General features: G+C 21.7%; 17 protein-coding genes. 9 read left to right on the top strand and 8 right to left on the bottom strand.

What is annotated here, in order from left to right:
- Positions 1 to 34 precede the first annotated feature (34 nt).
- The 5 genes from bamA to rpsB all read right to left on the bottom strand — a co-directional run bounded on the left by bamA (position 35) and on the right by rpsB (position 5,588).
- On the bottom strand, positions 35 to 2,464 hold the full coding sequence (gene bamA, locus BUCICURV3402_RS00765) for an outer membrane protein assembly factor BamA (RefSeq protein ID WP_154029210.1): 2,430 nt from the start codon (positions 2,462 to 2,464) through the stop codon (positions 35 to 37).
- Positions 2,465 to 2,569: 105 nt separating this feature from the next.
- The gene (gene frr, locus BUCICURV3402_RS00760) at positions 2,570 to 3,127 is read right to left on the bottom strand and encodes a ribosome recycling factor (protein ID WP_154029209.1); all 558 of its coding nucleotides are present in this window, start codon (positions 3,125 to 3,127) and stop codon (positions 2,570 to 2,572) included.
- A 40-nt stretch (positions 3,128 to 3,167) separates the two neighbouring features.
- Positions 3,168 to 3,890 (bottom strand): UMP kinase, encoded by a 723-nt coding sequence (pyrH, locus tag BUCICURV3402_RS00755; RefSeq protein WP_154029208.1) that lies wholly within the window; start codon positions 3,888 to 3,890, stop codon positions 3,168 to 3,170.
- 105 nt (positions 3,891 to 3,995) lie between these two features.
- Positions 3,996 to 4,811: a translation elongation factor Ts gene (gene tsf, locus BUCICURV3402_RS00750; RefSeq protein ID WP_154029207.1), complete on the bottom strand. Its 816-nt coding sequence runs from the start codon at positions 4,809 to 4,811 to the stop codon at positions 3,996 to 3,998.
- 51 nt (positions 4,812 to 4,862) lie between these two features.
- The gene (gene rpsB / locus BUCICURV3402_RS00745; RefSeq protein WP_154029206.1) at positions 4,863 to 5,588 is read right to left on the bottom strand and encodes a 30S ribosomal protein S2; all 726 of its coding nucleotides are present in this window, start codon (positions 5,586 to 5,588) and stop codon (positions 4,863 to 4,865) included.
- 344 nt (positions 5,589 to 5,932) lie between these two features.
- Between rpsB and map the strand changes: the two genes are divergently transcribed.
- The 9 genes from map (at position 5,933) to erpA (ending at position 16,390) form a co-directional block, all read left to right on the top strand.
- Positions 5,933 to 6,724, top strand: a complete 792-nt coding sequence (gene map / locus BUCICURV3402_RS00740; protein ID WP_154029205.1) for a type I methionyl aminopeptidase — start codon at positions 5,933 to 5,935, stop codon at positions 6,722 to 6,724.
- A gap of 35 nt (positions 6,725 to 6,759) precedes the next feature.
- A complete protein-coding gene (gene dapD, locus BUCICURV3402_RS00735; RefSeq protein ID WP_154029204.1) occupies positions 6,760 to 7,581 on the top strand; it encodes a 2,3,4,5-tetrahydropyridine-2,6-dicarboxylate N-succinyltransferase in 822 nt (273 codons plus the stop codon).
- Positions 7,582 to 7,775: 194 nt separating this feature from the next.
- Positions 7,776 to 9,503 carry a biosynthetic-type acetolactate synthase large subunit gene (gene ilvB / locus BUCICURV3402_RS00730; RefSeq protein ID WP_154029203.1) on the top strand — a complete coding sequence of 576 codons (1,728 nt, stop codon included), beginning with the start codon at positions 7,776 to 7,778 and terminating at the stop codon, positions 9,501 to 9,503.
- A gap of 8 nt (positions 9,504 to 9,511) precedes the next feature.
- Positions 9,512 to 9,991: an acetolactate synthase small subunit gene (gene ilvN, locus BUCICURV3402_RS00725; RefSeq protein ID WP_154029202.1), complete on the top strand. Its 480-nt coding sequence runs from the start codon at positions 9,512 to 9,514 to the stop codon at positions 9,989 to 9,991.
- Between the two features lie 163 nt (positions 9,992 to 10,154).
- The gene (gene rsmH / locus BUCICURV3402_RS00720; RefSeq protein ID WP_154029201.1) at positions 10,155 to 11,081 is read left to right on the top strand and encodes a 16S rRNA (cytosine(1402)-N(4))-methyltransferase RsmH; all 927 of its coding nucleotides are present in this window, start codon (positions 10,155 to 10,157) and stop codon (positions 11,079 to 11,081) included.
- A gap of 213 nt (positions 11,082 to 11,294) precedes the next feature.
- Positions 11,295 to 12,761 carry a Mur ligase family protein gene (locus BUCICURV3402_RS00715; RefSeq protein ID WP_154029200.1) on the top strand — a complete coding sequence of 489 codons (1,467 nt, stop codon included), beginning with the start codon at positions 11,295 to 11,297 and terminating at the stop codon, positions 12,759 to 12,761.
- A 642-nt stretch (positions 12,762 to 13,403) separates the two neighbouring features.
- Positions 13,404 to 14,654, top strand: coding sequence for a cell division protein FtsA (gene ftsA / locus BUCICURV3402_RS00710; RefSeq protein ID WP_154029199.1), 1,251 nt, complete (start codon positions 13,404 to 13,406; stop codon positions 14,652 to 14,654).
- 58 nt (positions 14,655 to 14,712) lie between these two features.
- The gene (gene ftsZ / locus BUCICURV3402_RS00705; RefSeq protein WP_154029198.1) at positions 14,713 to 15,858 is read left to right on the top strand and encodes a cell division protein FtsZ; all 1,146 of its coding nucleotides are present in this window, start codon (positions 14,713 to 14,715) and stop codon (positions 15,856 to 15,858) included.
- Between the two features lie 196 nt (positions 15,859 to 16,054).
- A complete protein-coding gene (gene erpA, locus BUCICURV3402_RS00700; protein ID WP_154029197.1) occupies positions 16,055 to 16,390 on the top strand; it encodes an iron-sulfur cluster insertion protein ErpA in 336 nt (111 codons plus the stop codon).
- A gap of 263 nt (positions 16,391 to 16,653) precedes the next feature.
- Here the strand turns inward: erpA and lpdA are convergent, their stop codons facing one another.
- The 3 genes from lpdA to aceE all read right to left on the bottom strand — a co-directional run bounded on the left by lpdA (position 16,654) and on the right by aceE (position 22,080).
- Positions 16,654 to 18,072: a dihydrolipoyl dehydrogenase gene (gene lpdA / locus BUCICURV3402_RS00695; protein ID WP_154029196.1), complete on the bottom strand. Its 1,419-nt coding sequence runs from the start codon at positions 18,070 to 18,072 to the stop codon at positions 16,654 to 16,656.
- Positions 18,073 to 18,162: 90 nt separating this feature from the next.
- Positions 18,163 to 19,407, bottom strand: a complete 1,245-nt coding sequence (locus tag BUCICURV3402_RS00690) for a 2-oxo acid dehydrogenase subunit E2 (protein ID WP_154029195.1) — start codon at positions 19,405 to 19,407, stop codon at positions 18,163 to 18,165.
- Positions 19,408 to 19,419: 12 nt separating this feature from the next.
- The gene (gene aceE / locus BUCICURV3402_RS00685; protein WP_154029194.1) at positions 19,420 to 22,080 is read right to left on the bottom strand and encodes a pyruvate dehydrogenase (acetyl-transferring), homodimeric type; all 2,661 of its coding nucleotides are present in this window, start codon (positions 22,078 to 22,080) and stop codon (positions 19,420 to 19,422) included.
- Positions 22,081 to 22,213: the final 133 nt, after the last annotated feature.

Below are 22,213 nucleotides of genomic sequence, written 5' to 3'. Positions count from 1 at the left end.
AAAAATTTATAAAAAATTTTCTACCAATGTAAAGTTATTTTAAATCAACACTAAATCTATTTACACAATGATTATAAATATTATATGGATATAAAGGAAGAGCAAATGTAAAAGTTATAGGACCAAAAAAAGAATCAAGATGAAAAAACGTCCCAAGAGATAAATGAACTTGACCGGGATCACTAAATTTTAAAGAATTTTTAATAGAATATAAAAAAGTTCTATTTTTCCATTTAGTATTCCAAATATTAACTGCATCTATAAATATTCCACTTTGAAATGATTTTAAAAATTTTTTTGATATTTTAAAAGGTGGAAATAACAATTCAGTATTAGCATGCAACATCATATCCCCACCTATAAATTCAGTAGAAGGAAAAAAATTTGATTTTACTTTTTCTTTATCATTAAAATGTTTATCAATATTATTTTTATAATATATTGCTGTAGGACCAATAGAGTTATCATTAAAACCACTTTTTAATTTTTTTTTATAAAATTTATAATTTTCATAAAATGGTATAATATATTTACCTATCGCAAAACCAGAACCAAACTCTATATAATTATGTAACATAATATTATATACACTTTCTAACGGAAGATACTGATTTAAACTAAAAAAAATTTTATGATAAAAATTATTAGAAAAAGGTAATATTAATTTACCTAAAAATTTTGCATGTATACCCATTTTAAGAAAATCTTTTTCTTTTATATTGTTGAAATCAAACATATATTTAATAAAAAAATCATTAATAAAAAAATTATTTGTTTTATAATTTAAAAAAAAATCTTTTGGAAGTGATAATAAATATTCTAATAAAGAAACATGTAAAATATTATTTAATACTTGTATTTTTTCATAACCACAAGAAATAGAAAATTTTTTATTTTTAATAAATGGTGTATATATAGACGTATAAAAACCATATATTTTATTAATATGACTATTTGAGTCAAAATACTTTTTCTTAAAAGAATTTAAAAAAGCATCTGATTTTAAAAAAAAATTTTTTAATAACCCTAATCGTTTTATTGAACAAATATTTATATTTGTATCAGAGAAATTTTTTAAAATTTTAACATATAATTCGGTTCCAGTTCCAATTAAATTTTTTTCAATAAAAAGCAATCGTAATAACAGCCCTCTTTCTTTTTCAACGTTAGTAGAGATATTTACATCTCTAGTATTTTTATTTTCTATAAAAAAGAGATAAATATTTAATAAATTTTTACTACCTACTTGTTTATTTACAAGTACTTTTATTTTATGAAATAAACCAGTATCAAATAAATTTCCACAATAATTTTTAACAACATTAATGTCAAAAAAATTATCTTTACCTTTACTAATAAAACTATTTATAAAATTATTTTGTATATTAGTATTACCTGTATAAAAAATTTTGTTAATAAAATATGTTTCTTTAAAATCAGTTAAAAAATACAAAAATACTCTTTTATCTTTTTTATCAATATCAAAATGAAAAAAAACATCACAATTTAATAATCCTAATTTTAAAAAATTATCCTTAACTTTTTTTTTTATATGATTAACAGTATGTTTATTATAATAAGTATTTAACAAACTATGAACAATTTTATATGTTTTTTTATAATTGTATAATTCACTAAATTTATTCATAAAAATTTTTTTAATCTTATATTGTTTTCCTTCATAAAGATTAATTTTTATATAAATATTTTTTCTATTTTTAGATAAATATTTTTTTATTTTATTAATTCTAAAATCATAGTATCCGTTATTTATATAAAAATTATATAAATCATGTAATGATTTTTTAAATTTAAAACTATCATATGTATGATATAAAAAAAAATTCCACAAAAGACTATCGTTATATGTAGATGCATGTTTTAATAAACTTTTTTTTGAAAAATAATTATTACCTTCAATAAAAATATTTGATACAGATGATACAGATCCTTCTTGAATCACAATTTTTAAATGCAATTTATTATTAGGTAATTGTATTTTAATTACTTTACAGCGAACATTAAAATATCCTTTTTCTTCATATTTTTTTCTTAAAAAATAAAAAAAATTCTTAAAGTTAACAGTATTAAAATATTTTCTTTCTTGTAGATTAAATTTTTTAAGCAATGCAGTAAAATACTGGTCTGAAATATTTTTATTACCACAAATACTAATCTTACTAATGAACGGAAATTCTTTTACTAAAATAATTAATGTATCTCTAAACTTTGATGCGCTAATTTTATTAAAAATATTTGTATCAAATAAATATTTAATTTTATCAGATATATTAATTGATTTATCACTATTAAATGAATTAGATGAAAAAATTTTTATAATATTATCAGGAGATATATTTTGAACCCCGTGTATTGTAATATATCTAATATTATTTATTTTAGTTGCAGAAACAGATAAAGAAAAAAATAAAAAATATATAAAAAAAATTTTTTTAAATAACATTTTTTACTATATTCCTATATAAAATATTTAAGTATATTAATTAATAAATTTTATAATTTTAAATATAAAGAATTTTATTATCAAAATTTATTATATGTAACTTGATCAAATTGTTAATAATTCTTTTTCTTTCATTGCTAAAATAGAATTTATTTTTTTAATAAATAAATTTGTATTTTTTTGAATATTTTGTTTAGCTTCTTTCTCTAAATCTTGAGTTATTTCTTTTTTCTTTAATAAAGATTTAATATGATCATTTGCCTCTCGTCTTATATTTCTAATAAATATACGAGCATTTTCTGTATCATTTCTAATAACTTTAATTAAATCTTTTCTTCTTGATTCCGTTATTTTTGGTACGGGAACTCTAATACAAGAATCAGAAGAAATTGGATTTAATCCTAATTTAGAATTCATAATAGATTTTTCAACAATATTTTTTATAGAAATATCAAAAAGTGTAATCTTTAATGTATTGTAATTTTCAATAGTTATACTAGATAACTGATTTAAAGGTGTAGATGTACCATAATAATCTATAAAAATATCATCTAATAATGAAGTAGTAACATGATTTGTGCGAATTTTATTTAAATCATTTTGAAATAAAAGAAAACATTTATTCATTCTAATATAAACTTTTTCTTGTATTGTATTTATCATAGTATTATTCTCTCACTAATATAAAAAAATTATTAATATTTTATATTGAAATTAAAGTTCCAATTCCATCTTTACCTATTATTAAATCATATAAAATTACAGGATTATACATATTGAAAACTATAATTGGTAATTTATGTTCCTGAGCTAAAATTAATGATGTATCATCCATAACTTTTATTTTTTTTTGTAAAACTTCTTTGTATTTTAGTTTTTTATACAGTGTAGCAAGCGGATTAATAAATGGATCAGATGAATAAACTCCATTTACTTTTGTACCTTTTAAAAAAATATCTGCTTTTATTTCAATTCCATATATACAAGCAGCAGAATCAGTAGTAAAAAATGGAATACCAAGACCAAAACAAAAAATAACAATATAACCATCATCTAAAGCTTTATTAACTTCATCTAATCTATAACGCTCACAAACTCCTTCTAAATTAGAAGATGAAAAAATTCTAGTTTTAATGTTATTCTTATACAATAATTCATATATAGATAAACCATTAATTACAGTTGATAACATTCCAATTTGATCTGATATTGTTCTTCTCATTCCAATTTTTTCTAAATCAGACCCTCTAAATAAATTCCCCCCTCCAATTACTAATCCAATTTGAATACCTAATTTTAGTAATTTTTTTATTTGTATAATTAATTTTTCAATAAATACAACATTTATACTACATTCATGATTTCCTTTTAAGAATTCTCCACTAATTTTCAATAAAATTCGATTATATTTAATTTTTTTTTTCATAATAAATTATAAATACCTATATTATATTTTTACTGTTAAGTAATATAAAAACATTTTATAATAAATTTAAATAAAACATTTATATTATTAAATATAAATAATAATTTATAAATGCTCTCCTACTTGAAAACGCACAAAAGAATTAATAAAAATAGAATTTCTACTTAAAAAATCACTTATTTTTGTTTTAGGATCCAAAATAAAATTTTGACGTAATAATGTAATTTTATCCTTAAATTTGTTCATACGTCCATTTACAATAGATTTTAATACATGAGAATTTTTTCCAGTTTTTTTTGCAATATTTTCCTGAATATTTTTTTCTCTTTTTAAGATCTCTTTAGGAATATCTTGATCCGATAAATATAAGGGACAAGAAGCAGCGATATGCATAGATATATTTTTAAAATATTCTTTATATCTATTTATTGACTTTAATAAAATTTTACCAGATATAATAACTCCAATTTTCCCTAGATGAATATACGAGTCAATGTAATCACCTCCAGTAAGATGCTGTATTCTACGTATAACTATATTTTCACGAACTTTAGAAATGAAAGAAATTTTTTTTAGATTAAAAACATTATTTAAAGATTTTAAACTAAAAATTTTATTTATACCTGCATAATTAACAATTTCTTGTCCTAAATTTTTAAATTCATCATTATTTGATACAAAATCTGTTTCTGAATTTAATTCTAAAAGAACACCATAATTTTTATCTTTATATAAAAAAATACGACCAAATTTTGTTTTACGTAATATTTTTTCACCCGCTATATATAATCCTAATGTTCTTAAATAATCAATTGCCTTTTTAATATCTCCATTAGATTTCTGTAAAGCAGTTTTACACTCCATAAATCCTGACCCTGTTTTAATCCTTAATTCTTTTATTTGTTGCATTGAAATTTTCATTGTATATTACCAACAGTTAATATTATTATAATTGCATATGAAATAATTTAATTATTGTTCTTGTAATCTTTTTTTTAAAATATTAGATTCTTTTTTTACTCGATAACATTTTGATAAAGAATCAGATAATATACTTAAATATAAATTAATTGATCGAATAGCATCATCATTTCCAGGTATAATGTAATTTACGCCTTCAGGACTAGAATTAGTATCAACAATAGCAAATATAGGTATTCCTAAATGATTAGCTTCTTGAATTGCTATATGTTCATGAGTAGTATCAATAATAAAAATTGCATCCGGTAAACTACCCATATTTTTAATTCCACCTAAACTATTTTCTAATTTATTTAATAGTCTAATACGTAATAAAACCTCTTTTTTTGTTAATTTATCAAAAGTACCATCAGTTGATTGTCTTTCTAAATCTTTTAATTTGCTGATAGACTGTCTAACTGTTTTCCAATTAGTTAACATTCCACCTAACCAACGATGATTTACATAGAACTGATGACATGATAAAGCAATTGATTTTATAGCTAAACTAGCTGCAGGTTTAGTACCTACAAATAAAATTTTTCCATTATTATGAATGATTTTTTTTAAAGCTATAATTGCTAATTTAAATAATGGCAATGTTTTTTCTAAATTAATAATATGTACTTTATTTTTTATACCAAAAATGAAAGGTTTCATTTTTGGATTCCAATATCGTGTTTGATGTCCAAAATGGACACCGGCTTTAATCATATTTTTCATTAAATTAATATTCATAATCATACTCCTATAATTTTTCAAATAAAAAAAAAATATGTTAATATAAAAATATCATCCATAATAAAATAAAACTATATTAGTAGTAAAAAAAATATTTTTATATATAAAATAATTAGTATAAATAAAAATTCATTTTATAAAAAATATTTTTTACTAAAAAAATATTTAATTCTATATTATTTTTAATATCTATACATTATATCATAATATATTAATATTCATTAAAGCGTTTTTTTACATTTTTAAAAATAAAAATTTTTATTAAAATACTATTCAATATAAAACATATAAAGTTTATCCTATAAAATAATTTATAAATAAAATAAAAAAAATATATACTTATGAAAAAAAAAATAAAAAATAAATTTGACATTAAACAAATGAGAATATCAGGAAAAATAACAGCTAATGTATTAGAAATGATCAAACCATATATAATACCTGATATTTCAACAGAAGATATAAATCAAATTTGTCATGATTATATAACTCTTAAAAAAAAAGCTATACCTGCATGTTTAGGTTATAATAATTTTCCTAAATCTATATGTATATCAATAAATGATGTAGTTTGTCATGGAATTCCTAATAAAAAACTGTTCTTAAAAAACGGTGATATAGTTAATATAGATGTATCGGTTATTAAAAATGATTACTATACTGATGCATCAAAAATGTTTTTTGTAGGAGAAGTAGATAAAAAAAATAAAATATTATGTAAAAAAACAAGAAAAAGTCTTTATTTATCATTAAAATGTATAAAACCAAACAATAAAATAAATAATATTGGAAAAATTATTCAAAAATATATAGAAAAAAATAAATTTTCAGTTGTAAAAGAATATTGTGGACATGGTATAGGAAAAAAATTTCATGAATTTCCACATATTTTACATTTTTATAATAAAAAAAATAATATAAGAATGAAACAAGGAATGACTTTTACTATAGAACCTATGGTAAATACACAATCATCATATGTAAAGTGTATGAATGATGGTTGGACAATAAAAACAAAAGATGGTGGATTTTCTGCACAATATGAACATACTATTTTAGTAACTAAAAATGGATGTGAAATAATAACACACCAAAAAAAAGAAAAAATACCAAAAATTTTTATTAACATATAAAAATATATATAAAAAATAATAGGTTATTAAATAATATGATAAAAATAAAAAATAAAATAGAAAAAATATTCAAAAAAAAAACACAAGAAAAAAAATACATAATTACACAGAAGGAAAAAAAAGATATTAGAAATACAATCTCACTCTTAAACTCTGGTAAAATTAGGATTGCAGAAAAAATTAATAATAAATGGATTACACATCAATGGATAAAAAAATGTGTACTATTATATTTATATTCTAATAATAATAAAATTATAGAAACATCAAATAATGTTTTTTATGATAAAATACCCTTAAAATATAAAGATTATAATAAATTAAAATTTATTAAAGATTCTGTACGAATAGTTCCTAATGCAGTAATTAGATTTGGATCATTTATTGATAAAAATGTAATAGTAATGCCTAGTTTTATCAATATAGGAGCATATATTGGAAAAAATACTATGATTGATACCTGGGCAACAGTTGGGTCATGTGCACAAATTGGTTCTAATGTACACTTATCAGGTGGTGTTGGAATAGGAGGTGTATTAGAACCCTTACAAAACAATCCAACAATTATAGAAAATAACTGTTTTATTGGAGCTCGTTCTGAAATTGTTGAAGGAGTAATTATAGAAAAAAATTCAGTAATTTCTATGGGAGTTTATATTGGCCAAAGTACTAAAATTTATGATCGAGAAACAGGAGAAATATTTTATGGGCGAGTTCCTTCTGGATCAGTAGTTGTTCCTGGAACACTACCATCCAATAAGAATAATATCCAGTTATATTGCGCTATAATCGTTAAAAAAGTTGATAAAAAAACATTAGAAAAAACAGAAATAAACACCTTGCTACGTAATATATAAAATAAATTATATATTATATAAGAAAATTATCAATAAATAATATCCACTAAATTAAGTGGATGTTATTTTAAAAAATATAATTGTAGTATAATTTTTATATTTAAAAATTAATTTTTTATTTAGTATCTTATTCAATACCATTATAAATTTTATTTTTTAAATAAAAACTAATTTTATATAAGGATTATTAAAAAATGAAATTATTATCAGGCGCTGAAATGGTTATACAATCATTAATAGATTTAAAAATCAATATAATATTTGGTTATCCTGGAGGGGCAGTATTAGATATATATGATGCTATATTTACTATAGGTAAAAAAAAAATAAAACATATATTAGTAAGACATGAGCAAGGAGCCACTCATATGGCTGATGGATATGCAAGATGTACTGGAAAAATTGGAGTAGTATTAGTAACTTCTGGACCAGGAGCAACAAACGCAATTACAGGAATTGCAACAGCTTATATGGATTCAATACCATTAATTATAATTTCAGGACAAGTATCTTCTGATTTAATTGGATTTGATGCATTTCAAGAATGCGATATGATGGGTATTTCTAGACCAATTGTTAAACATAGTTTTTTAGTTAAAAAAACTGAAGATATCCCTTTAATTTTTAAAAAATCATATTTATTAGCATCAAGTGGAAGACCCGGACCTATAGTAATTGATTTACCAAAAAATATTCTAAACCAAGAAATAAAAAAAAAATATATTTGGCCTAATAATATTTATATTAAATCTTATATACCTGAAAAAAAAACTAATTTTAAATATATTGAAACCGCATTAAATATTTTAATAAAATCTAAAAAACCAGTAATTTATGCTGGAGGTGGTGTTATTAATTCAAATAGTCATTCTGAATTATTTACTTTAGCAACTATCCTTAATATTCCTGTTACTATGTCTCTTATGTCATTAGGATCTTTCCCTGGTAGTCATTTACAAAACTTATCTATGTTAGGGATGCATGGAACTTATGAAGCTAATATGGCAATGCATTACTCCGATACAATATTAGCAATTGGAGTAAGATTTGATGATAGAACAACTAATAATGTAAAAAAATACTGTCCTTATGCTAAAATTATACATATTGATATTGATCCTACTTCTATTTCAAAAACGATTATAGCAGATATTCCAATTATTGGAGATGCAAAAAAAATACTAAGAAAAATGTTAAAAATAATTAATAAAAATAAAATATTAAATCGCTCTAAATCATACCTACATAAATGGTGGAAAAGAATTGATAAATGGAGAAAAATAAAAAAAATCCATTATAATGAAAAAGAAAAAATGATCAAACCTCAAATTTTAATTAAAACATTATATAAATTAACAAAAGGAAATGCTTATGTAACATCAGATGTAGGACAACACCAAATGTTTACCGCATTACATTATATATTTAATAAACCTCGTCACTGGATTAATTCAGGAGGATTAGGAACTATGGGATTTGGACTACCAGCTGCTTTAGGAGTTAAAATTGCTTATCCTAAGGAATTAGTAATTTGTATAACAGGAGATGGTAGTATACAAATGAATATACAAGAATTATCTACTGCAAAACAATATAATCTTGCAGTATTAATAATAAATTTAAATAATAAATCTTTAGGGATGGTTAAACAATGGCAAGATATTATCTATTCTGGAAGACATTCTCAGTCATATATGAAATCACTACCTAATTTTATAGCATTAACTAAATCATATGGACATATAGGCTTAACAATCAAAAAACCAAATGAAATAATAAAAAAATTAAAAACTGCTATAAAAAAAGTTCAGTCAGGTTCTTTAGTATTTGTAGATGTACATATTGATCCAAATGAACATATTTACCCTATGCAAATAAAAAATGGCGGAATGAACGAAATGATATTAGAGAAAACAGGATAAATTTAATTATGCGTCGAATTTTATCAATTTTATTAGAAAATGAATCAGGAGCATTATCTAGGGTAATAGGACTCTTTTCACAAAGAGGTTATAACATTGATAGTTTAACTGTAGCGCCTACTGAAGATAGAAAAGTATCAAAATTAACTATCCAAACTTTTGGAAATAAAAAAACTATCGAACAAATTGAAAAACAATTACAAAAATTAATTGATGTCTATAATGTTATAGAAATAACCAATAAAAATTATATAGAAAGAGAAATTTTATTAATAAAAATCCAAATAAAAGATTTTGACAATCTTCATAAAATGAATCAATTAATAGAAATTTATCAAGGTAATATTATTGATTGTTTTTCAGAAAAATATATCATTCAAATTACAGGAACTAATCATATTATTGATTCATTTATAAATATCGCAAAAAAATCATTTATAATTATAGAATCTTCTCGATCTGGAGTAATTAATATAAATTGTCATTAATAATCAATATAAATATATTAAATTAATTAAAATATTTAACTATAAGAAAACTCTTCATAACTATTTATACATTTTCTATTTAATATTTAAAAAAATATTTTTATTTTTTAAAAAATAATGCTATAGAGAATGTATAATCACGAATTTAGAAATCAAATAAATTATGATTCATATACCAGTATTACTCAAAGAAGCAATTAATTCTTTAAAAATAAAAAAAAACGGCACATATATTGATGGAACATTTGGGTGTGGTGGACATTCTCTAGAAATATTAAAAAATTTAGGTAATTTAGGTAAGCTATATGCTATTGATCGAGATCCTTATGCAGTAAAAAAAGGAAAAAAAATAACGGATAAAAGATTTTCTCTTAATTATGGAAATTTTTCTGATATAAAAAAATACTTAAATAAAAATAACTATAAAAAATGTATTAATGGTATTTTATTAGATCTAGGAGTTTCCTCTGTACAAATAAATACAGCTAAAAGAGGTTTTTCATTTATGAAAGACGGACCATTAGATATGCGAATGAATAATAAAATTGGTATACCTGCATGGAGATGGTTAAAAGAAACAAATCAAAAAGAAATTGAATATGTTTTAAGAAATTTTGGAGAAGAAAAATATGCAAAAAAAATTTCTTTTTCTATTGTAGATAGAAACAAAAAAAACGTTATTATGAGAACACTAGATTTAGTAGAAATTATTAAAAAATCTATACCAAAAAAAGACAAATACAAACATCCAGCTACTCGTACATTTCAAGCTATACGTATTTATATTAATAAAGAAATAGATGAATTAAAAAAAATATTAAATATTTCATTAAAAATACTAAAAAAAAAATCTAGATTAGTTATTATTAGTTTTCACTCAATAGAAAGTAGAATTATTAAAAATTTTTTCAAAAAAAACAGTAATATAAAATATATTCCAAAAGGATTACCAATAACTGAGAAACAAATTAAAAAATATAATAATAAAAAAAAAATAAAAATCATAAAAAAAATCAAACCTAGTAAAGAAGAAGTAAAAAAAAATCCTAGATCACGTAGTGCAATTCTAAGAATTGCAGAAATTTTATAATATAAAACAGATTAAAACTTTTTCAAAAATAAATCTTTTTTTTGAAAAATTTTCTAAACAAAAAAATAAGTATAAATGTATATATAAATTAGTAATTTAATAAAAAATTAATAATATATTTTACTAAATATAAAATTTATTATTTAATATATAAAAATTTTATAATAAAAACCATATATAATACTATATAAAACTATTAAAGAATATTTAACCATGATAAAAAAAATAGATAACATTCAAGAATTATTAAATCCTTGGGTTAATAATATTCCACACAAAAAAATTTGTAATATTAAATTATATATCTCAAAAATAAAAATCGGTGATTTATTTATAATATTGCAAGAAAAAAAAAAATCAAAAAAAAAATATATCATAAAAGCAATTAAACATAAAGCAAATGTAATTTTATATGAAACTAAAAAAAATAAACACGGATTATGTATATCAACACAATTTCATACACTAATTATTTACTTTAAAAAATTAAATCAATACATTCATAAAATATATGAAAGATTTTTTAATTATCCACAAAAAAAATTAAAACTCATTGGGATTATTGGAACGTATGGAAAAACTACTGTAACTAATTTAATTGCACAGTGGGAACAGTTGATTAATAAAAAAATTGGCATAGTTAAAAATTTAGAAAAAAAAATCCATAAATCAAAATATAATATATATAATAAAGATCTAAATAATTCAATTCAAAAAAAATTATATTATTTAGTAAAAAAAAAAATAAACACTTCTATTATAGAGTTATCTTCTAATCTTTTAATTAAAAAACAAATATCTCATTTACAATTTGAATCAGTAATTTGTACAACTTTAAATTATAATAATTTAGACGGTCAAAAAAATATGTTTCAAAAAGAAAAAATAAAATTTTCTTTTTTAAATAGAAAAAAAATAAAAACAATTATTTTAAATGGAGATGAAAATATAACACATTTTTGGATAAAAAATCTTAAAAACAAAAAAATTATTTCTATAACAACATTAAAAACAGATAATATATTTAATACAAAATATTGGATCAATGCAACAAAAATTATATATAATACATCACATACAACAATTTTATTTAATTCAACATGGGGGTCAGGAAATTTAAAAAGTTCACTATTAAGTGATTTTAACGTCAATAATATACTTTTAGCTTTAGCAAATCTACTTTTAGCAAATTATTCTTTAAATATTTTAATAAAAAGTAGTCAATTCCTAAATCCTATAAATAGAAAAATGGAAAAAATTCAAAAAAATAATAGTCCATTATTTATTATAAATAATATTCATTCACCTCAAATATTATATCGTATATTAAATTCATTAAAAAATTATAATTATGAAAAAATTTGGTGTATTTTAGGATATGAGGAAATAAGAGATATTAGCGAAAGAAAAATTATAGGAAATATTGTAGAACAATTTTCTGATTTTGTAATATTTATAAATAATCATATACAGTACAAAAAAAAAAATTTAATTATAAAAGATATCATAAGAGGTAGTTATAAAAAAAATAAATTTTTTATTTTCTATAATATAGAAAAAGCTATACAATTTATTTTTTCTCAAACTAATAAATATGATATAATTTTAATATCAGAAAAAGAAAAAAAAGTAAAAAAAATTATAAAATATATAAATATTATCTTAAAAAAAAATTTTTAAATATAAAAATAAAAAATTTTTTAAAAATTAAATAATAATTTTTATATTATATATTTATAAAAAATCAAATAATTAACTAAATAAATTAAAAATTAATCTATTTAATAAATCAATTAAAATATATTTTTATTTTAAAAATTTATATAATTAAATTATAAAAATTAATAAAAAATATTATTATCAAATATAATTAATCTAATTTTTACATAATTTTAAAGAGTAAAAGTTATTGTATAAACGTACAACTAAAAAATATATAAAATCATATATAAAATATACCACTCAATCAACAAACAATAATCAAACTACTTAATACATTTAAACAAAAATAAATTTTTACATTTTTTCACATTCTAAAAATTAATTATAAAATATTATTAATAATATTAAATTTTCTAATCTCTTGTTTAAAAATTAAAAAATAAAAAAATTATGTAAATCAATACTATTATATATTTCATTTTAACAATAAATAACATTATAATATCTATTTAAATATAAAAATATATATTTAATAAAACAAATAAAGTCTATATTTTTTTATAATATTTCAAAAAAATCAATATATAAAACTATATAAATTTATATAAATAAATCAAAATAAAAAAATATTATTATAAAACTCTAGTGTAGTTAAATAAAATGAACCTTTCAACAAAAAAAAATGTAATTGTCGGATTGGAAATAGGAACAACAAAAATAATTGTTTCAATAGGAGAAATTCTTCAAGATGGTATAATTGATATAATTGGTTTTGGTGAATGTAATGCTTTAGGAATAGAAAAAGGAAAAATTAATAATTTAGAATTACTAATAGAATGTATTAATAAATCTATTCATGAAGCAGAAGTAATGGCTAAATATAAAATTTATTCTGTATATTTAACTATATCACATGAAGAAATTCATTGTCAAAATGAAATTGGAATTATACCTATTAAAAAAAAAGAAGTGACAAAAAAAGATATAGATGCTGTTATAAAAATAGCTAAATCTGTTAAAATAAACAATGATCATAATATTTTACACATTATTCCACAAGAATTTTCTATAGATAAACAGTCCGGAATAAAAAATCCAATTGGATTATCAGGTATACGAATACAAGCAAATATACATTTAATCACATGTAATAAAAACATAAAAAAAAATATTATAAAAGCTATTAAAAAATGTGGGATTTATGTAAGAAAAACTATATTTACAGGACTAGCATCTAGTTTTTCAGTTTTAACTGAAGAAGAAAAAAATGCTAATGTTTGTTTAATAGATATAGGAGGTGAAAATATGAATGTTTGTATGTATATAAAAGGATCATTATATCATAATTTTGTCATTCCGTATGCTGGTAATACTATTACTCGTGATATTGCTTATGCTTTTTCTTTACCCTATTCTGATGCAGAATTTATAAAAAAAAAATATGGATATGCTATAGAAGATATTTCAATTACATGTAAAAATTTAGAAATTTTTAACCAAAAAGGAGAAAAAATAATTAATTGCTATTATCATTCACTAGTTGAAGTCATCGAACCAAGATGTATTGAATTATTTAATCTAGTAAAAAATGAAATATTAAAATTATATTCAAAAAATAATATTAAAAATATTAATAATCAAATACTATCTAATATAGTATTAACTGGCGGTTCTTCAAAAATTAAATCTTTATCACAATGCGCAAAAAGAATATTTAATAGTAATATAAAAATTAAAAAACCTTGTAATATGTCTAAAATACCAAAATATCTTTCTAAACCTGAATATTCAACAATTGTTGGCTTATTATATTATGGAAAAAAACATCAACAATGTTATTCACAAAATAAAAAAAAACATGGGTTTTTAAAATATTTACTTAACCAAATGAAAGATTGGTTAACAAGATAATTATTAGTTAATCCAATTATATTATGATTATAATTATTTCTATTTTATGGAGTTTTTTATGTTTGAGCCTTCTGAATTAAGTAATGACGCAGTTATTAAAGTTATTGGTGTTGGTGGAGGAGGAAGTAATGCGGTTGAACATATGGTTCGTGAAAAAATAGAAGGAGTCGAATTTTTTGCTATAAATACAGATGCGCAAGCATTAAGGAAAATAGCAGTAGGACAAACAATACAAATTGGAAATAATATAACTAAAGGACTAGGAGCCGGAGCAAATCCAGATGTAGGAAAAAATTCAGCTGAAGAAGATAAAGAAACATTAAAATCTGCATTAGATGGAGCAGATATGGTATTTATAGCAGCTGGTATGGGAGGAGGAACAGGGACAGGTGCTGCACCAGTAGTAGCTGAAGTAGCTAAAGAATTAGGTATATTAACTGTAGCTGTGGTAACTAAGCCTTTCAGTTTTGAAGGTAAAAAAAGAATGAATTTTGCTGAACAAGGATTAAATGAATTATCAAAATATGTTGATTCTTTAATTACAATCCCAAATGATAAATTATTAAAAGTATTAACACGAGGAATATCATTATTAGATGCCTTTGGAGCTGCAAATGATGTACTAAAAGGTGCAGTACAAGGAATAGCGGAACTTATTACTAGACCAGGTTTAATGAATGTTGATTTTGCAGATGTAAGAACTGTTATGTCAGAAATGGGATATGCTATGATGGGAACAGGATCTGCTTCAGGTGAAAATAGAGCAGAAGAAGCATCTGAAATCGCTATATCAAGCCCATTATTAGAAGATATTGATCTTTCAGGAGCTAGAGGAGTATTAGTAAATATTACAGCAGGTTTTGATTTAAGATTAGATGAATTTGAAACTGTAGGAAATACCATTAGAGCATTTTCTTCTGATAATGCTACTGTTGTTATTGGAACATCATTAGACCCACAAATGGATCACTCTTTACGAGTAACAGTAGTAGCTACTGGAATAGGTATGGAAAAACGTTCTGAAATATCTTTTATGAGGAACAAGTCTTCTAAAGAATTACTTATTGACTATAGAAATCAATCAATACAAAGAAATAGAGTTACAAAAAATATAAAAAAAAATACATCACATAATGTAACACCAATTAAAAAATATGAAAAAAATTTTTTAGATATTCCTGCATTTTTGAGAAAAAAAAATTAAATAAAAAAAATATTTTTAATAAAATATATCAAAAAAACATAGTGTAAAAAATTATATATAAATTATTAACTATAATTTTATTGATAAATTATTTTTAATAATATTTAAAAAATAAAAATTATTTTTAATAATATTAATTAAATTTTTATTTAAAAATTTTGTTGATAAATTAATAAAAAATAGAGTTTACATAAACATGTCAACATACCCATTAAATATAACTATTAAAGCTATAAATAGAATTAAAAAACTTTTAATTATAAAAAAAAATTTACAACTAAAATTACGTATATATATAACTGGAGGTGGATGTAGTGGTTTTCAATATGGGTTTGAATTAGAAAAATTTATTAAAAATGACGATATACATATTGTACAATCTGGTATAGAAATTATTATTGATCCAATTAGTTTTCAATATTTAAATGGTGGAAAAATAGATTATATAGAAAATTTAGCAGGATCAAAATTCATAGTTATTAACCCAAACGCTCAAACAACCTGCGGATGCGGATTATCATTTAGCATATAAAAATTTATAAAAATAAATATTAAATTTATCTAAAAAAAATAAATCATGTACTGAAAAAATACATCTTTTATTTAATCCGACCACTAGAACAGAGCAGGAAAATAACCTGCTCTTTAAAAAAGAGCAGAAATTATTATCTAATAGAGTAGAAAAAAATTAAATATTACAAAAAATATAATATAAAAATTCATTAAATTACATATATCTATTTTTTTTATTTAAGTATTACATTTATTTATATTTTTAATCAATAAAATTAATATTTATTTTTTATTGATCATATCTGTTGCTGTACCATTGAATAATTGAGCAGCTATATTAATGGATTCAGATAATGTTGGATGAGAATGAATAGTTAAAGCTAAATCTTCTATATCACATCCCATTTCAATAGATAAACTAATTTCAGATAATAGTTCTCCGGCATGTCTACCAATAATTATTCCTCCTATAATTCTATTACTATCAGAATCAACAATTAACTTTGTAATACCTTTATCAGAACAATTAGAACTTATTGCTTTACCGGAAAATTTCCAAGGTACAATAGCTGATCGGCAATTAATTCCTTGTAAATTTGCTTGTTCTTCCATTATTCCAGTCCAAGAAATTTCAGGATCACAATAAGCAACAGACGGGATAACTTTAGGATCAAAAAAATATTTTTTACCTGAAATAACTTCAGCTACTATATGTGCTTCATATATTCCTTTATGTGCAAGCATAGGGGGTCCTGAAACATCACCAATAGCAAAAATATTTGATATATTTGTTCGTAGTTGATTATCTACTATAATAAAACCAAAATCATTTGTTTTAATCCCAACAGAAGATAAATCTAAATAATGCGTATTAGCTTTTCTACCTATCGAGATTAATACATTATCATATATTTTATCAATCAATAAATTATTTTTTTCCTTAGTATTTATAGTAATACCATTTATACTAGATTTTAGATTAATTAATGAAGTATTTAAATATATATTAAAATATTTTTTTGTATATTGAAGAAATATATCGCTCATATCTCTATCAATCATAGGAAAAAATCTTTCAGAATTATCAATTAAATCTACTTTAGTTCCAAAAGAACTAAAAATAGAAGCCATTTCTAAACCAATAATTCCTGATCCAACAATTAATAAATTTTTAGGGATTATTTTAAAATTTAGAGCTTGAGTAGAATTCCAAATACGTTTATCTTTATAATCTATATTTTTTAATTTTATTGGACTAGATCCTGAAGCAATAACTGCATAATCAAAATGAATATTATAAATAGAATTATTATGTACAACTTCTAATTCATTTTTACTTAAAAACTTTGCAATTCCAGGCAATATATCTACTTTTCTATATTTAGCCATACTTTCCAGACCTGAATTTAATTTAAAAATAATATTATTTTTCCACTTCATAATCTGAGATACATCCAATGGATCATTATTTCCTATATTAATACCATATTTTGAAAATTCTTTTATTTCTTTTATTAAATTAGTTAAATGCAATAATGATTTTGATGGAATACAACCTACATTTAAACAAGTTCCACCTAAAATTCCATATTTTTCTATAATTATAGTAGATAATCCTAAATCAGAACATCGAAATGAAGCTGAATATCCAGCAGGTCCACCACCAATTACTACTACATTAACACAAATTTTTTTTTTCATAAAAATACTCTTCTGTTAATAAAAAATAAAATTTTTTAATATAAATAAAATTTACATTAAAAAAAACAAAAAATTAATATAATTTCAAAACTAAATCAATAAATTTCTAATATCAGATAAAATATAACCTAGAAAAGTTGTAAAATGAACACCTTCTGCACCATCAATTACGCGATGATCATATGATAAAGAAAAAGGAAGCATTAAACGAGGATAAAATTTTTTTTGATTCCATATTGGTTTTAAAATAGCTTTAGAAACACCTAGTATCCCTACCTCAGGAGCATTAATTATAGGAGTAAAACCAGTACCACCAATTCCTCCTAAACTTGAAATAGTAAAACTTCCTCCACTCATTTCAGAGATTTTTAATTGATTATTTTTAGCTTTTTTTACAAAATTATTTATATCAATAGATATTTCACTAATACTTTTATATTTTAAATTTTTTAAAACTGGAACTAATAAACCATCTTTTGTATCTACAGCTATACCAATATTAATATCTTTTTTTAAAATAATACTTTTTTTACTAGAATCTAAAACACTATTTAATCTTGGATATTTTATTAAAGCATATGTAACAGATTTTACTAAAAAAGATAAAAGTGAAATTTTTTTACAAATATTACTCTGAGAAATATGAGAATTATATAACTTTCTAAAATTTTCTAGATCAGTAATATCTGTTTCATCAAATTGAGTAACATGTGGAATATTTTTCCAATTATTTAATAAATTATTTCCAGAAATTCTTTGAATAGACGTTAAATTTTCATGTTTATTTTGATTATTTATATTATTTATAGAATTTTTTTTAATATCACTCTTATTTTGAAAACTATTATTTTTTAATAAATTATATTTATGTACATCCTCCCAAATAATTCTACCTTTTCTTCCACTACCTTTAATATTTGATAAATTTATATTTAATTCCCTTGCAAAACGACGAACATTAGGAGAAGCTGAGGTATATTTAATAGATTTATTATCATTATTTTTTAAATTTAATAATTCATTATTTCTTAATAAATTAAAAGTATCTATATCATCTCTATTAGATTTATTAGTGTTATTTTTTTTTAAAATATTGCTTTGATTAAGACTATCTAAAACTAAAATTAATTGATTAATTAATAATTTATCTCCTACTTTAATAAATATTTTTTTAATAACTCCAGAAAAAGGAGAGGGTATTTCTAATACAGATTTATGGCCCTCAACAGAAATAAGACTGCTTTCTTTTTCTACCGTTTCTCCCTTTTTAACAAAAATTTCAACTACTTCAACACAATCTACTCCAATATCTGGAACACAGACTTCTATGTCCACTATATCACCTCTTTATGCTAAACGTGGATTAAGTTTATTTGAAACAATATTTAATTTATTTAAAGCTTGATCAAGTATCACTGAGTCTATATTTCCTTGTTCAATCAAAGCATCTAACGCTGCAATAACAATAAAAGATTCATTAATTTCAAAAAAATCACGTAATTTCTTGCGACTATCTGATCTACCATATCCGTCTGATCCTAATACCCTAAATATATTTGAAGGAATATATGCTCGAATCTGTTCTGCAAAAATTTTCATATAATCAGTTGCTGCAATAACAGGAGAAAAATTCATAATCGAAGAAATATATGGTTTTTTCTTTTTCTTTAGCGGATTTAACATATTCCAACGTACACAATCTTGACCGTTCCTTGCAATTTCAGTAAATGAAGTTACACTATATACATCAGAACCAATTTGGTATTCTAAAAATAATATTTTAGCAGCTTTTCTAATACAGCGCAAAATAGATCCAGATCCTAATAATTGAACATGACCTTTTTTACCTTTATATCTTTTTAATTTATAAATTCCTTTACAAACACCTTCTACTACATTTTCAGGCATTTTTGGCATTTTATAATTTTCATTCATAGTAGTAATATAATAAAAAATATTTTCTTGTTTTTTTCCATACATACGCTTTAAACCTGATTGTATGATTATTGCTAACTCATAGCTATATGTAGGATCATAAGAAATACAATTAGGTATAGTTAAAGATAAAACATGACTATGTCCGTCGGCATGTTGTAAACCTTCTCCATTTAATGTACTTCTACCAGAAGTTGCTCCAATTAAAAAACCTCTAGCTTGTTGATCACCGCATGACCATAAAAAATCTCCTATTCTTTGAAAACCAAACATAGAATAATAAATATAAAAAGGTATCATAGGAAAATTATTAGTACTATACGATGTAGCAGCAGATAACCAAGAAGCACAAGCTCCTAATTCATTAATACCTTCTTGCAAAATTTGACCATTAGACTCTTCCCTATAATAAAAAATTTGATCTTTATCAGCTGGAGTATATTTTTGTCCTTTATAATTATATATACCAATTTGACGAAATAAACCCTCCATACCAAATGTACGCGCTTCATCTGCTATAATAGGTACAATTCTATTCTTTAAATCAATATTTTTTAAAAGAATATTTAATATTCGAACAAAAGTAATTGTAGTAGAAATAGGTCTTATTTGTTTTTCTAGTAGAGCATTAAAATCATTTAACTTTGGAATAGTTAATAATTCAGAAAAATTTTTTAAACGTACGGGAAGATAACCTTTTAACTTTTTTCTTTGTTTGTGTATATATAAAAATTCTGGAGAGTTAGAAGCAAATTTTATATATGATAATTTTTCTATAGAAATCGAATCTAATTTAATATTTAATTGTTTTTTTAAATGCTGAACATCTTTAATATTTAAATTTTTTATCTGATGAGCAATATTTTTACCTTCTGCAATATTACCTAAACCATAACCTTTAACTGTATGTATTAAAATAACTACCGGTTTATCTGTTATAGATTTAGCTAAATAAAAAGCAGAATACAATTTTTTAAAATCATGTCCCCCTCTATTTAACTCCCAAATATCATCATCTGTCATATCTTCTACTAATTTTTTTGTTTCTTTATATTTACCAAAAAAATGTTTTCTAATATATGCACCGTTTTTTGACTTAAAAGTTTGATAATCTCCATCTACAGTTTCATTCATTAATTTTTTTAAATGACCAGAATAATCTTTGTCTAACAAGACATCCCATTTACCTCCCCAAATTACTTTAATAACATACCACCCAGCTCCAGAAAAAATATCACTTAATTCATTAATAATTTTTCCATTACCATTTACAGGTCCATCTAAACGTTGTAAGTTACAATTAATAACAAAAATTAAATTATCTAATTTTTCTCGAGCCGCTATAGTAATAGCTCCTTTAGATTCTGGTTCATCCATTTCTCCATCACCTAAAAATACATAAACAGTTTGTTTTGAAGTATTTTTTAAATTCCTATTATTTAAATATTTTAAAAATTTTGCTTGATAAATTGCTGAGATAGCACTTAAACCCATAGAAACTGTTGGAAATTGCCAAAAATTTGGCATTAATTTAGGATGAGGATAAGACGATAATCCTTTTCCACTAGTTTCTTGTCTAAAACTATCCATTTGTTTTTCCGTTAAACGGTCTTCTAAAAATGCTCTAGAATAAATACCTGGGGATATATGTCCTTGAAAATAAACTAAATCACCACCATCATAATTATTACAAGCACGAAAAAAATGATTAAAACAAACCTCATAAATCATAGCCGAAGATTGAAAAGAGGAAATATGTCCACCTAAATCTAGATTTTTTCGAGAAGCACGTAAAACCATCATTATTGCATTCCAACGTACAACTGAACAAATTTTTTTTTCTAACTTAATATCACCTGGATATTTATATTCATCATTTACATGAATTGTATTAATATAATCTAAATTATTTTTTTTTAAAAAATGAGTATTTTTTAATATATGTAATTTTAAAATTTTATTTATTAAAAAAGTAACCCTGTTAATACCATCTCTTTTAATTACTGAATTAATAGAATCTATCCATTCTTTAGTTTCAGTTGGATCAATATCTTTAAAAATATTTTTTGACATACTTTTCTAACCTTTAAAAGTATTAAACATTTAACATTTAAAAAATCTAATTTTTATAAATACAAATTATTTATTTAAAAAATGTTATATAATATATATTATATATAATTAAATATATTTTTTAAAAAAATTA

The sequence above is a fragment of the Buchnera aphidicola (Cinara curvipes) genome, assembly GCF_900698915.1.
Classification (GTDB): domain Bacteria; phylum Pseudomonadota; class Gammaproteobacteria; order Enterobacterales; family Enterobacteriaceae; genus Buchnera_F; species Buchnera_F aphidicola_AY.
The sequence above is the reverse complement of the archived record's forward strand: the minus strand, read 5'-3'. Positions and strand labels throughout refer to the sequence as shown.